At 66.0% G+C, this 13,469-nt stretch carries 12 protein-coding genes; 2 read left to right on the top strand and 10 right to left on the bottom strand.

Annotated elements, in window-relative coordinates; translation table 11 throughout:
- The first annotated feature begins 274 nt into the window (after positions 1 to 274).
- Positions 275 to 1,144: a helix-turn-helix domain-containing protein gene (locus tag E1956_RS33235; RefSeq protein ID WP_167760195.1), complete on the top strand. Its 870-nt coding sequence runs from the start codon at positions 275 to 277 to the stop codon at positions 1,142 to 1,144.
- A gap of 111 nt (positions 1,145 to 1,255) precedes the next feature.
- Here E1956_RS33235 and E1956_RS33230 read toward each other — a convergent pair whose 3' ends face one another.
- The 4 genes from E1956_RS33230 to E1956_RS33215 all read right to left on the bottom strand — a co-directional run bounded on the left by E1956_RS33230 (position 1,256) and on the right by E1956_RS33215 (position 5,430).
- Positions 1,256 to 2,191: a fumarylacetoacetate hydrolase family protein gene (locus tag E1956_RS33230; protein WP_134757183.1), complete on the bottom strand. Its 936-nt coding sequence runs from the start codon at positions 2,189 to 2,191 to the stop codon at positions 1,256 to 1,258.
- Positions 2,192 to 2,258: 67 nt separating this feature from the next.
- A complete protein-coding gene (locus E1956_RS33225; protein WP_134757181.1) occupies positions 2,259 to 3,539 on the bottom strand; it encodes an MFS transporter in 1,281 nt (426 codons plus the stop codon).
- Between the two features lie 97 nt (positions 3,540 to 3,636).
- Positions 3,637 to 4,839 carry an acetamidase/formamidase family protein gene (locus E1956_RS33220; protein WP_134757179.1) on the bottom strand — a complete coding sequence of 401 codons (1,203 nt, stop codon included), beginning with the start codon at positions 4,837 to 4,839 and terminating at the stop codon, positions 3,637 to 3,639.
- A 36-nt stretch (positions 4,840 to 4,875) separates the two neighbouring features.
- On the bottom strand, positions 4,876 to 5,430 hold the full coding sequence (locus E1956_RS33215) for a GlcG/HbpS family heme-binding protein (protein WP_197732937.1): 555 nt from the start codon (positions 5,428 to 5,430) through the stop codon (positions 4,876 to 4,878).
- Between the two features lie 280 nt (positions 5,431 to 5,710).
- Here E1956_RS33215 and E1956_RS33210 point away from each other — a divergent pair, with 280 nt between their 5' ends.
- Positions 5,711 to 5,902: a hypothetical protein gene (locus E1956_RS33210; RefSeq protein ID WP_134757177.1), complete on the top strand. Its 192-nt coding sequence runs from the start codon at positions 5,711 to 5,713 to the stop codon at positions 5,900 to 5,902.
- Between the two features lie 110 nt (positions 5,903 to 6,012).
- Here the strand turns inward: E1956_RS33210 and E1956_RS33205 are convergent, their stop codons facing one another.
- The 6 genes from E1956_RS33205 to E1956_RS33180 form a co-directional block, all read right to left on the bottom strand.
- Positions 6,013 to 7,143 (bottom strand): YncE family protein, encoded by a 1,131-nt coding sequence (locus tag E1956_RS33205; RefSeq protein ID WP_134757175.1) that lies wholly within the window; start codon positions 7,141 to 7,143, stop codon positions 6,013 to 6,015.
- A gap of 76 nt (positions 7,144 to 7,219) precedes the next feature.
- Complete coding sequence (locus tag E1956_RS33200) at positions 7,220 to 8,326, bottom strand: porin (RefSeq protein ID WP_134757173.1); 1,107 nt, start codon at positions 8,324 to 8,326, stop codon at positions 7,220 to 7,222.
- Between the two features lie 305 nt (positions 8,327 to 8,631).
- Entirely contained in the window at positions 8,632 to 9,639 is a 1,008-nt protein-coding gene (locus tag E1956_RS33195; RefSeq protein WP_134757171.1) for an ABC transporter permease, read from the bottom strand.
- Complete coding sequence (locus E1956_RS33190) at positions 9,636 to 10,622, bottom strand: ABC transporter permease (RefSeq protein WP_197732936.1); 987 nt, start codon at positions 10,620 to 10,622, stop codon at positions 9,636 to 9,638. The genes E1956_RS33195 and E1956_RS33190 overlap by 4 nt, the downstream gene beginning before the upstream one ends.
- Positions 10,622 to 12,136 carry a sugar ABC transporter ATP-binding protein gene (locus E1956_RS33185; RefSeq protein WP_134757169.1) on the bottom strand — a complete coding sequence of 505 codons (1,515 nt, stop codon included), beginning with the start codon at positions 12,134 to 12,136 and terminating at the stop codon, positions 10,622 to 10,624. The genes E1956_RS33190 and E1956_RS33185 overlap by 1 nt, the downstream gene beginning before the upstream one ends.
- A gap of 89 nt (positions 12,137 to 12,225) precedes the next feature.
- Positions 12,226 to 13,329 carry a sugar ABC transporter substrate-binding protein gene (locus tag E1956_RS33180; RefSeq protein WP_232071953.1) on the bottom strand — a complete coding sequence of 368 codons (1,104 nt, stop codon included), beginning with the start codon at positions 13,327 to 13,329 and terminating at the stop codon, positions 12,226 to 12,228.
- Positions 13,330 to 13,469 lie beyond the last annotated feature (140 nt).

Raw genomic sequence — 13,469 nt, 5'->3', positions numbered from 1 at the left:
AGCGCTCACTTGCCTTATCGTCCAGAAATTGCAGCATGTCCATGCGCCCCCCGCCGGGCAAGCGGGACTTGCGGGGCCGTATCGCGCGCGAGACGGGCCTGTGTCTTGTACCCATTGACTTGCCGTCGTTCATTTGATTTAGTGTCAAGCCTGAGAATGTTTCGATGTGCTTTCGACCGCGCCACCGTACAATCGCGCGGCCCCGCACCGCCAACGACCCTGCGCATGCCGCGAAGGCAGCGCACCGCAACAAGAAGGTTCCGGTATGCCCACCATGACGATCGATTCGGAAAAGCCAGTCTGGATCCTGCAAGGGGAGTTTGGCCGCGCGACGGTCAATTTCATCAGCCGTCCGCTCGTCGCGCACGCGCACGCGCAATACCAATTCCTGTTCAAGCTCGGCGGCGCCGATTGCGGCTTTCGCATCGGCGCACAAGATTGCATGCTCACTAGCGAGCGCGCGATCTGCATGAATCCCTGGATCGAGCATGCGAAGAGCGGCACGGACGAGATGCCTTCGATGATCCTCTCGCTCGTGGTCGAGCCGCAGTGGCTGCGCGCACGGCTGCAGCTCGCGGAATTCGGTCCCGCGGGCATCTTTCCCGAAGCCGTGGTGGTCGTCACGCCGGACGTGCGCCATCATGTAGAACGCCTCGCGGCCGCGATCACCCACCACCTTGTCGCGCACGACGACGGCGGCCTGCCGATACTCGAAGACCTCGTCTCGGCGCTCGGGCGCGATTTCGCCGATCCGGCGCTGACCTCGGGCCTCGCGCCTTCCACGCGTCCGGTGGACTTCCGCATCCGCAAGGCGCTCGACTTCATCAAGCGCTCCCCCGAGCCGAATCCGAGCGTCGCGCAAGTGGCCGCGCAGGTCGGCCTCTCGCGCTCGCGCTTTTTCGAGCAGTTCCGCCGCTGCATGGGGATCTCGCCGCAGCACTACATCGACTGGGTGCGCATGTCGCACGCGATCCAGTTGCTGGGCGCTAGCGACCGGCCGCTAGCCGAGATTGCCGACGAACTGGGCTTCGAGGAGCATAGCCATTTCACGCGCTTCTTCTCGCAGCACATGGGCGTGCCGCCCAGCGAGTTTCGCCGCCACTCGGTCGTGCTGAACCAGCCGGAAAATCAGGCGGAAGACTGAGCGGGGAACTGAGCTGAAAACCTGGCGAAGAACCAGGCAAAGAAACGGGCGAAGCGGTGCGCCTCGCCCGCACGGGTCCGGCGCGCACGCCGGGCCCACGACACCCGCTTATTACAGATCACCCTCGAAGGCGGGATCGGTAATCACGGAATTGCGCAATACGCCGAGGCCGTCGATTTCGATTTCCACCACGTCTCCCGCGCGCATGTGCACGAGCCCCGGTGTCGGGAAGGGGCCAAACTGGCGCGACAGGTCCTGGCCTTCGAGGTCGTCGGGCTGCGGCTTGAGCGCGCCCGGCGTGCCCATCGCGATCAGATCGCCGGGCCGCAACCGGTAGCCGCGGCTCAGGTAGCTGACCGTGTGCGCGACGTCGATCAGCATGTCGTCGAGCGGCGCGCGTTGGCGCACCACGCCGTTGATGCGCGTGAGCACGCTATGGCGCGCGGGGTCGCCGAACTCGTCCGGCGTCATCAGCCACGGCCCATACGAGCCCGACGCCTCGAAATTCTTTCCGAGTCCGAATTGCCGGTTGTGCATCTGATACTCGCGCACCGAGCCTTCGTTCAGGCACGTATAGCCCGCCACATGCTCCAGGGCACGCTCGACCGGAATATCGCGCCCGGGCTTGCCGATGATGACGCCCAGCTCGCCTTCGTAGTCGAAGGCGCGCGCCACCGAATACGGCGGTGCGAAGATCGGCTCGCCCGCCCCGACATAGGACGCCTCGGTGCGCAGGAACAGGTGCGGAAAGTCGGGGTTGGTCTGCAGGCCCGTCTCCGCAATATGGCTCTTGAAGTTCAGCGCGAGCGCCCACATGGCGTTCGGGCGATGCAGGAAGGGCTTGAGCGTCACGTCGGCGAGCAGGCGGTCGCCCGTGCGGCCCGCGGTCGCTTCGCGCAAACGGTCCATGCCGTCTTCGCGTTCGAGAATCTCGATCAGGTCCGTCGGCAAATCGGGCGCGACGTCGGCGACGGCAATGAAATGCGTCGGGCTGGTGACGACGCCAAGCGCGATGCGGCCGGCGTCCAGATAGGCAATGATCTTCATCGGTAAAGGTACAGGTAAGGTCGAGTGGAGTGAGCCAGGCGGCAGCGCGCCGCCCGGGCAATTCAATTCAGGCAGCCGGCACCGAACGGGCAGCGGCGCGCTTTCCAGCGGCCGACAGTGCGGCGAGCACGACGATCGCGAGGCAGGCCGGCACGATCGCGGTCAGCACGATGTCGCGCGGCGCCCAGCCGAGCGAGAGCAGCGCGCCGCCAATGCCGGGGCCGACGAACGAGCCGACGCGTCCCAGCGCATGCCCCCAGCCCACGCCGGTTGCGCGCAGGTGCTCGGGATAGAACGCGACCGCGAGCGCGGTCTGGCCCATGATTCCGTTGACGAGCCCCGCGCCGATGGCGCCGATCAGCAGCAGCACGACCATGGGCGGCACGGCGGCATGAGAGAGCGTGGCGATGCCCGCGATCACGGCCACGATGCCCACCGTCAACGCCGTCTTCACGCGCACGTTGCCGGCCAGCGTCATCGCCGTGACGGCCGCGGTCATCAGCAGGTTGCCACTGAGCCCGCCGATGCTGAACGCCGCCATGCCGGCCGGCGCATGCTCGAGCGAGAAGCCGAACGAGAGCAGCAACGTCGGCAGCCAGAACAGCAGCGCGTAGACGTCCATGAAGATCAGGAACGAGAACAGCCACAGCAGGCAGGTATAGGCGGCAAAGCCTTCGCCGAACAGCGCCTTCACCGGATTCGCGCGCTTGTGCGCCGCCTGCCCGGCCTGCGGAGTCGCACCCGCCTGGAGGATGCGGTAGAACGCCGGCGCCACGACGAACGGCAGCGCGCCGCCGAGCACGAACACGGCCTGCCAGCCGAAGCGGTGCATCAGCGGACCGCCGACCACGCCGCCAATCACCGCGCCCACCGACATGCCCGTGGTCACGAGCAACGACGCCGCCACCTTGTGCCGCGCGCCGATAATCGACGCCGACGCGGAAATCGCGATCGGCAGCGCGGCGCCGAGGCCGATCGCCGAAAACAGGCGCATCGCCGAGAGCGCGGCGACGTTGCCCGCGTACATCGTGAGCCACGTGGCGCCGCCGAACAGCACGACGCTCCCGAGGCCGACGAGCCGGTGCCCGAAGCGCTGTGCGAGCGACCCCGTGATGATGAAGCCGATCGCGGCGCCGACGTTCGTCGCCACGAAGACCGGCGTGAAAGCCGCCGCGCTCAACTGCCAGTCGTGCGCGAGTGTTGGCACTACGAACGAAATCGACGTGGTATTGAAACCATCGAGCACCACGACGAGAAAACAGACGAACAGCGCGAGACGCCAGCCAGTACGGCCAGCCTCGGGGATCGCATCAGCGGCCGCAACGGGCCTCGACTCTTCCATATTCATGACCTTGCCTCCTTGCGGCGCGCGCGTGCCCGGGGCACGAGCGACAGCGCGGCCGCATTGATACTGAACAACGCTCAACCACCCGGAACCGCGCGCGTCAGGCGCGCACGTAAGCGGAAATACGACGCTGCATATCCGCCGAGAAAATGCGCTTGGGCAGCATGCAGTGAATGCCCTTCGGCGGCTTGGTGGCGTAGACGGTGTGGGTCTGGTCCGCGAACTGCGTCACGCGGAAGCTGCCCGCCACACTGAAGATGCCGTAGCAGTCGACCGGCGCGATGCCGGTGGCGGCCGACATCCAGCCGATCATCTGGCGCAGGCACGCAACGAGCGAACTATCGAGGCTGTCGGCGAAGCCGAAGCCGATCCAATGCTCGGGCGTTTCCGCCATCGGGCCGTCGAGCGCCTTGTTCTTGTGCAGCACGTACTGGATGCGCATTTCCTCGAACGCAGTCTCGATCGAGGTCTGGTCGACGTTACCCTCGCCGGACGCGCCCATCGAACCGCCGGTCCATACGCGGCCGCCGCTCTGCTGCACCGGCAGGAACACCGAGCTGCCGGGGTTCAGCACCGCGCAGTCGAGGTTGCCGCCGTAGCTGCCCGCGAAGTTCGCGCTGACCGGCTTGTCGCCGGGCGGTTGCGTGCCCAGGTAGGCCTGGAACGGGTTGACCGGAATCTTGACGCCCGGCACATAGTCCGCGTAGGTACGCGCATCGTTGAACTTCAGATAGCGCAGGTACGGCGGGAAGTCGTGCGGCAGCGCGCCGACTCCGGGCGGCGCCGAGTTCCAGCCCCAATCGATCGGCCGCATCTTCATGAGGCGGCACTCGATGAGGTCGCCCGGCTCCGCGTCTTCGACCACCACGGGCCCGATCAGCGAGAAGGCGCCGTTCGGATACTTTTTGCGGATCGGCTCGCGCTCCTTGAAACCCATTCCATACTTGGGCTCATTGCCCCAGTTGGTCCACGTGCCGTCGTACCAGACCGTGTCGCCGGAGCGGATCGTCACAGCGGCCGGCCGGCCCGGATCCATTTGTCCGACCTGCACGGTGTCCCACGACGGCACGAGCTTCACGACCTTGCCGCCCGGCAGAGCCGGCATCGCGGCGCTGCCCGAGGCCGGCGTGGCGGCCGAGGCGGTACGTGCGATGCCCACGGCGCCTGCCGCGAGCGCGCCAAAGCCGAGCTTGAGCATCGTGCGCCGGCACAGCGCGGTCGCATCCTCGGTACTCGCGCGCGGTGTCTCCATGCCGCTTGCCGCAGCGTCGCGCGGGTTGAATGTATCGCTGATATTTTTCATAAGTCGTCCTGACATGATTTCAATAACCGGGTTTCGTCACCGCGAGGTGCTCGCGCCGAATGCTTCGATGGCCTGCTTGAGCACTTCGTCGTCGACTGCGGACGGCGCGCCGCCCGCCCCCACCGCGCCCAGCAGGTGCCCGTTCTGGAACACCGGGAATACGCCGCGGCCGGGTAAAAACGGCGCGTAGTAGCCCGCGCCGGAAACATTGCTGTACTCCGAAGGATCGTCGCGATAGCGCTGCTCGAGCGTCACGCCCGACTGGCCGCCCAGCGCCACGGACGCGAACGCCTTGCCGCGCGCGAAATCGACCGTCGCGAACGGCGCGCCGTCCATGCGCACCGCCGCGAGCAGATGGCCGCCCGGATCGACAACCGCGAAACTCATCGCGAGATGCCGCGCATTGGCGGCCGCCACCGCGATGCCGAGCAGCTTCTGCGTTTGCGCATAGCTCAGCGTGTAGGTGGCCGTCGGCGCGAGCGGCGCCGGTTCCTCTGCCGCCGCGCCCGCTGTGCCCAATGCCGCCCCGGCGCACACGGCTGAAACGATGGCCGCGCCTGCCGCCCGATAAACCCAGAGCCTGACGTTCAACTTCTGTTCCTCCTTCTCACCAACCGTTTGCGTTACACCACAGCGTACGGGCAGGCGGTCGAATCTTGATGACCGCAAAGCCCGGGCGCTTACCGGCAAGTCCGAAAAAAACCGCCTTGCGCGGCGCTCCTTTCCCTGTCTATCGCGACCGGCAATCGAATCCCTGAGCAATGGGTTTTCATTTCCGGTCACGATCCAGGGTATTCACGTATCAATGCGGTCCGCTGGCGCTGCCTAGGCTAGATGCAGGTGCCCGCGTTCCGGCACCTGGAGAATCGCCATGAAGACCTGGATGCTCTGTACCGCACTCGTGCTAGGTGCATTCGCGACGGCAACGTCCACTGCGCACGAGCACTTTCACGTCAACCACGAGCACACTTACCCGCGCTACCATCCACCCCCACCGCCGCCGCAGGACCCCGGCAATGCCACGCGCCCCGCACCGGACTCGCATGACGCGCACACGGGCTGAGCCCCGCTGACCCACACCGTCCAACCCCAGCTACAGCAAAAAAACCCGCGAGACGTTCGCTCAAACGTCTCGCGGGCAACCCGCATCGCTACACTGGAGACTGCTGGCCGTTACTCCGTACCGAACACCGATACGCCAGTCCCGGCGAATTCCGGCTTCGGTCCTTTCGCGTACGGCACGAACACGTGGTGCGATTCGCCGTCGACCGCGACCGAGTGCGCGCCGGTGCCCGTCGGCACGATAGCGACGAGGCTGCGCGTGCTGGCGTCGACGATGCCCAGCGCCGGATCGAACTTGGCCGCCTTGTTGCCTACCTGCGAGACGTTGTCGGCCGAATGATGGCCGGCGGCCACGAAGTAGCGATTCGAGACCCCGTCGTAGACCACCTCGTCGGCGCCACCGAACGGCAGCTCGGCGAGCGTCGTGCCGTTGGTGCGGTCGATGATCACGGTGGTCTGCTTGCCGCCCTCGTCCGGATCACAGCCGATCAATGCATCGTTGCCCGGTCCGAGCGCGAGGCCGCTCGGGCCATCGCAGCCGTTGAGCTTGAACACAGCGGAGATTTCCGGCTGGCCCGCGAGCACCGTCTTCACCGGAATGATGTCGACTTCACCCTTCGGGTTCGCCTTCGTGCCGTCGTTGTTCAGCACGAAGTTCTGCCCCTTCGGATCGTAGGCACAGGCTTCGAGCCCGGTCGAATCCTTGAGCGGCAGCTTCGCGATGACCGATTGCGTGTCGGTGTTGATGAAGGTCGCGAACGGCGGCTCTTCGGCGCCGCTCGAGAACATCACGACGTGGTGCGTGGGATCGAGGCAGCCCTCGTCGGCGCGAATGCCCGAGTTGCTGACTTCGATGCGCTTGACGAGTTGCTTCGACGCCACGTCGATCACCTTGACCGCGTTCACGTCGCCCACGTACACGAGCGACGATCCCGGAATCGGAATCACGCCCGACGGACCCGACTTGTCGTGGTTCGGGCCGATGCCCGCGAAGTCCGCGGAGATGCGGTCGCGCACCGTCAAGGTCTTCGCGTCGATAACGTCGAGCGTGGCGTTCGAACCGTCGGCCAGATAGTAGTTGCCGTCGGATGCCGCGCTGATGTCAAAGCCGAACGGCTTCGCGCTCGTCATCGGAATGTTGGTGATGAGCTTCGGCCCATTGCTGGGCGCATCGCTCGCCCATGCCATCGCGGCGGCGGCAATGGCGCTCGTCAGCATGGCGGCACCAAGAATTTTGTTCATGTTTCGACTCCTCCAAACCTCGTGTTGATGTGTCCGGCCCGTGCCGGGATGGGATATCGCTTACTGCTGTGCGCGCTCAGAAGCTGTGATAGATACCGAGGCGCACGTCCGCCTGCTTGCCCGTCAGCGACGGCTCGAAGCTCGCGCCGATCACCGCGTCCACGCCGGCCGAAGCCTTGAGGTAATCGCTCGAGATATAGACCTGCGTGCGCTTGGACAGCGCATACAGCGCCGCAGCCGTCACCTGGTTCCATGTGTGGCCCTCGAAGCCCGTGTGCTGATAGCCGCCGACGAGCTGGATCGAGGGCGTCACCTGCCAGGTCGCGCCGCCTTCCCAGACATGCATCACCGACTTCTCTTCGAGATACTTGAGGACCGTGTCGCTGAAGTTGCCGTACAGCGTGACGTTGCCGATCGCATAGGACGCGCCGACGCCCAGCGTGCCGAGCGAGCGGATCTGGAATGCCGGCGCGAGATCGGTCGCCGTGTTGTCCGTCACGCTCGCGACCTGCTGGCCGAAGAACGAGTGCACGCCGATCTGCGCGTACGGGTCGATCGTGGGCGTCGCGACATACGTGTAGGCCGTGGCGATCGTCAACGGGCCGTTCGCGTATTGCGCGCCGGCGCTCCAGCCGCTGTTGTCGTGGAAGCTGCCCGGCGTATTGCTGAAGCCGAACATGCCGCCGAACGTCAGGCCTCCGAACAGCTCCGGGCTCACGTACTTGATCGAATTTTTCAGGCGGTCGTTGTTGGTGTGGTCGAAGTCGCCCTGGTGAATGGCGTAACCGCTGCCCGCCGAGCTGACGTTGAACTGGCCGAAGTAATCGGCGCTGAAATCGAACTGGTTGCCGAGCGAGATCGTGCCGTACGGCGACTGGATGCCCACCCAGGCCTGCTGCCCGAACAGCGTGTTCTGCTGGTTCAGCTGGCCGTTGCTCAGGTTAAACAGCGACGAGAGCTTGAACAGGGTCGCGTAGCCCCCGCCCAGATCCTCATGGCCCGAGAGAATCCACAGGTTCGGAAACAGCACGCCGCTGTCCATCTTCTCGTTCGAGTGGCCGCCTTCGTTGTTGACGTACGTAATGCCTTCGTCCAGGCGACCCGACAGCGTGACGCTGCTTTGTGCCAGCGCGCCGCTGCTCATCACGGCGCCTACCAGCGCAGCTATCATTCTTTTCTTCATCTCCACCTTCCCCTCCATGTTGCCGGCCGTCGACCGGACGTTGATCGCAATCGAACTCCAGACCATCCGTACTACGAATTATTTTTATGACGCTTCCATCGCGTGAATCGATCGGCCTTCGTGCGCCGCTTGCTGGAACCGGGACGGGGGCGCTACCACCTTTTCGCCCCCTCGCCCTGTCTGAATCCACCCTTACTGCGCCACCGCATCGTTGACTCGATGTTATGCGGGATCGGTCAGGAACCCTTCGTCGATCAGTCTCGCCGCTTGTCAAATCGTCTCTTTGTTATGCGCGCCATCAGCACTTAACGCGTACGGCCGCGCTGGCGCCGCGCGAGCGCGTCGGCCAGCACGGCGAGCAGCAGGATCGCGCCCACGACCATAGGCTGCCAGTTGGCGTCGAGGTTCAGCAGATTCATGGCGTCGATCACGAGCGCGAGCGTCACGCATCCGAACAAGGTCCCGAGCAGCGTGCCCGTGCCGCCGAACAGCGACGCGCCGCCAATCAGGATCGCGGCAATTGCCGGCAGCAGGACCGGTTCGCCCATCGCCGAATCGGCCGCATTGACGCGCGCCAGATACACGATGGCCGCGATGCCCGCCATCAGGCCGCAGAGCGTGTAGACCGCGATGCGGCGCGCTTGCACGGGGATGCCCGACAATCGCGCGGCTTCGGCGTTCGCGCCGATCGCGTAGATCTCGCGGCCGAAATTCAGGCGCGCGGTGAGGAGAGTGCCGCCGATCAGCACGGCCAGCATCATGTAGACCGGCAGCGGCACGCCGAGCCAGAACCCGGTTCCCAGCGCGCGGAATCCCGCGGGAAAACCGAAGATTTCGTTGCCGCCCATGTAGTGGAACGCGAGCCCCTGGACGATCCACAACATGCCGTAGCTCGCGAGAAACGGCGGCAGGCGCAGCAGCGTGACGGCGAGCCCGTTCAGCAGGCCGATCGAGGCGCCGCATCCCATCGCGGTCGCGACCGCCAGCATGGGCGAGCCGCCCGACTTCATCGCGCCCGCGGCGAGACAGGCGGAAAGCGTCAGGTTCGCCGCGATCGACAGGTCGAAACCGCCCGAGAGGATCACGAGCGTGAGCCCGGAGGCCAGCAGAAACATCAGGCTCGCCTGCCGCAGCACGTTGAGCAGATTCGCGGAGGTCGCGAAGCCGTCGGTGGCGACAGTGAGCGCCAGCGCGATCGCGACGATCAGCAGGATCCGGTAGACGAGCGCGGCGGTCTCGGCGCTCGCGTGGCGGCGGACATCGAGCCGGCCGACGTGGTTCAGCAAGAACCGGGAAGGATTCTGGATGCTCATGCATGGGCTCCAACGAAACGGGATTTGCGAAGGCTGTCGACGAGAATCACGAGCAGGACCAGCACGCCAACGGACACGACCTGCAGCGACGATTCAATGCCCAGCAGGTTGAGGGCATTGCGCAGCATGCCGATCGTGACGACGCCCAGCACCGTGCCGGTCAGCCAGCCGTCGCCACGCTCGAACGACGTGCCGCCGAGCACCACGGCGGCGATCGCGTCGAACTCGATGCCGATGGCGGCATTGGGCTCGGCCGCGTTCATCCGGCCGACCAGCAGCAGCGCGGCGAGGCCCGCGAACAAGCCGCTCAGCACGTAGATCGCGGCGTGGAAGATCCTGGCCTTGACGCCGGCCAGCGTGAGCGCTTCACGATTGCCGCCGATCGCGAACACGTAGGCGCCGAACTTCGTGTGATAGAGCACGAGGTGCGTGAACGCCCAGGCGGCCAGCGCGCAGACGATCGGAAACGGCACGCCAAGAATCGACATCGCATAGAGCTGCGCGACCGCTGGCGTCATGACCGCGACGGCGTTGCCGTCGGTGAGCACCAGCGCAATGCCGCGCGCGATGCCCAGCATCGCGAGCGTGACGACGAACGGCGGCAAGCCCAGTTGCGCGATGAGCACGCCGTTCACGCCACCCGCCAGCACGCCAACGGCGGCTGCCGCGAGCAGTGCGGGCACGATGCCCGCGCCCAACGCGAGCGCCTGCGCGAACACGACACCGCCAAGACTCAGCACCGCGCCCACGGAAAGGTCGAGCCCCTCGCTCAGGATCACGAGCGTCATCGGCATCGCGATCACGATGAGCATGGCGATCTGCAAGCCGATGTCCGACACATTGCCGCGCGTGGCGAACCCGGGCACGCCAATCGCCGCCAGCACCGCGAGCGCAACGCTGACCCAGACGACGGACGGCAGCGGCCGGCGCCGCCGCCCGCCCGATTCGCTTCGCAGTGCTTGCCTTACAAAATTCGCTATCATCACGCCTCCTCATGCATGGCCAGGGCCAGAATGTTGCGCTCGCTGAGCCGCTCTTTCGGCAGCTCGCCCGAGATCGTGCCTTCGCGCATCACGTAGGCGCGATCGCACACGTACACGATCTCCGAAAGTTCCGAGCTGATCAGCAGCACCGCGGCCCCGTCTTCAACGAGCCGTTCGATGAGCGCGAAGATTTCGGTTTTCGCGCCGATGTCGATGCCGCGCGTCGGTTCGTCGAAGATGAAGAACCGGCAGCCGGCGCTCAGCCATTTGCCGATCACGATCTTCTGCTGGTTGCCGCCGCTCAGGTACTGCGCGCGCTTGCCCGGGTCGCCCGGGGCGATCCGCAGCGTCTCGATCAACTCGCGCGTCGCGCGGCGCGCCTGCTCCGCCTGGTACCAGCCCTTCGGGAACAGCCGCCACAGGCTCGCGGCCAGCAGGTTCTCGTGCACCGAGCGCGAGAGCGCGAGCCCTTCCTGCTTGCGGTTCTCGGGGATCAGGCCCACGCCGCGCGCCGCCACCTTGTGCGGCCCGCCCGTCACCTGGGCGCCGAAGATCTCGACGCGGCCGCTCTGGATCGGGTCCGCGCCGAACACGGCCCGCACGACCTCCGAGCGCCCCGCGCCCACGAGGCCCGAGAGCCCGACGATCTCGCCGCAGCGCACGTGCAGGTCGACGCCATTCACGCCGCTCGCGGTGCGCAACTGCTTCACCTCCAGCGCCATCTCGCCGGGCGTGCCGACGTAGCGGCGCTGGTAGACGGTGCCCACGGAGCGGCCGACCATCAGCGCGATCAACTCGTCCGGGGTCGTGTCGGCGGCCATCGTCGACTTCACGAGACGTCCGTCGCGCAGCACGGTCACGCGGTCGCCGAGGTCGAACACCTCCTTCATCCGGTGCGAGATATAGACGATCGCGACGCCCGCATCGCGCAGCTTGTGCACGACCGCGAACAGCGCGTCGGCCTCGCGGTCCGAGATCGCCGCAGTGGGCTCGTCCATCACGAGCACGCGCGCCTCGTGCGAGAGCGCCTTGGCGATCTCGACCATCTGCTGCTGCGCAACGCCCAGCTCGGCGGCCTGCAGGCGCGTGTCGTACGCGAGCCCCAATTGAGCGAGCGTGGCCGCCGCATCGGCATGCATGCGGCGATGATCGACGAGGCCGAGGCGGTTGCGCGGCTCGCGCCCGAGATAGATGTTCTGCGCGATCGAGAGATGCGGGACGAGCGAGAATTCCTGGAAGATCACCGCGATGCCAAGGCGCTTCGCATCGGCGGGCGAGGCGATCGAGACCGGCTCGCCGTCGTAGAAGAATTCGCCGGCGTCGGCGCGGTAGGCGCCGAACAGCACCTTCATCAGCGACGACTTGCCGGCGCCGTTTTCGCCCAGCAGCATATGCACTTCGCCGGGATACAGCGCCAGGTCGACGTCCGTAAGGGCGCGCACGCCGGGAAAGCTCTTGCAGATCTTGCGCAGTTCGAGCCGCGGCAAGGGGCCGGCCGAAGTCGTGGTTTCCATGGTTACCTCTGCAGTGCGAACTAGATGTTTCCGGTGCACAAGCGACACACGGGCGATGCGCAAAGCCGCGTCGCCCGTGCATCGTCAGGTCAGTTGCTGACTACGTCGCCCCACTTGGGACACTGGCGCTGGTCGCCCGGCAGCTCGAACGGCGCGTAGTTGGTCTTGTCGATCACCACGCCCTTGATCAGGATGTTCGACGGCACGGGCTCCTTGCGCAGTGTGCGCACCGCCGCCATCGTCGCGATGCAGCCCATCTTGAAGCCGTTGAATTCGGCGGTTGCGAGCAGGCGCCCGTCCTTGATCGCCTTCACCGATTCCGGCACGCCGCCAATGCCCACGACTTTCGTGTCCTTGCGGCCGGCCGCTTCGAGCGCCTCGATCGCGCCCATCGCCATCACGTCCGCCGCCGCCAGCACGCCGTCGATCTTCGGATTCGACTGGATCAGGTTCTCCGTCACCTGGAGCGCCTGGAGCCGCTGGTAGTTCGCGGGCTGCGAGGCCAGCAGGTGCACGTTCGGGAATTCCTCGAGCGCCTTCTTGAAGCCGCGCACGCGCTCGTCGCTCGTGGTCGAGCCCTTCACGCCTTCGAGGATCACGACGTTGCCCTTGCCGCCCATGCTCGTGAACAGATAGCGCGCCACGTCGTGGCCGAGGTCGAAGTCGTCCGCCACCACCACGGAGGCGAACTTGCCGCCCGCGACGCGATCGTTGTAGTTGACGACCGGGATGCCGATGGCGTTGAGCTTCTCGATTTCCGGCACCACGCCGCGCGGGTTGACGCCCATGAACAGGACCGCGCCGGGCTTCTTGACGCTGACGTCCTCGAGCTCGCTCAACTGCTCGCCCAGATCGTTCGGGCGCGTGGGCGCATAGTGCGTGACGGACACGCCGAGCTGCTTCGCGGCCGAGTCCACGCCCGCATGCACGAGCGCGAAGTGCGGGTCCACCTGGTTCTTGTAGAACGCCGCGATCGTCTCGTTCGCGGCGAAGGCGCCGCCACCGCTGGAGAGGCCCAATGCGGCCACGCACGCCGCGATCATGCGCACTGCGTTCCACTTGCCCGAGGATGCCTGTTTCCGTTTCAAGTTCGTCTCCTTCCACCTGTTCGCCGGCTCTTCCCATGCCGCCGCGCGCGCACCGGCGAACGCCATGCCTGGCGCTGCCGGCTCGTCGAGCAGCCCGATTTTCATGCAACCGTTTGCATATTTCGGCGCGTTCCGGGCTTGCTCACCCGGCGTTTCGCGTCGCTGCGTTTCGTACGCTTTTCGGCCTGGTATGTATGCCATCTTGCAGTCGACCAGACTCTATGCAAACGTATGCATATGCTACT

Source organism: Paraburkholderia pallida, assembly GCF_004524855.1.
GTDB lineage: Bacteria > Pseudomonadota > Gammaproteobacteria > Burkholderiales > Burkholderiaceae > Paraburkholderia > Paraburkholderia oxyphila.
This window is presented reverse-complemented; position numbering and strand designations above follow the sequence as displayed.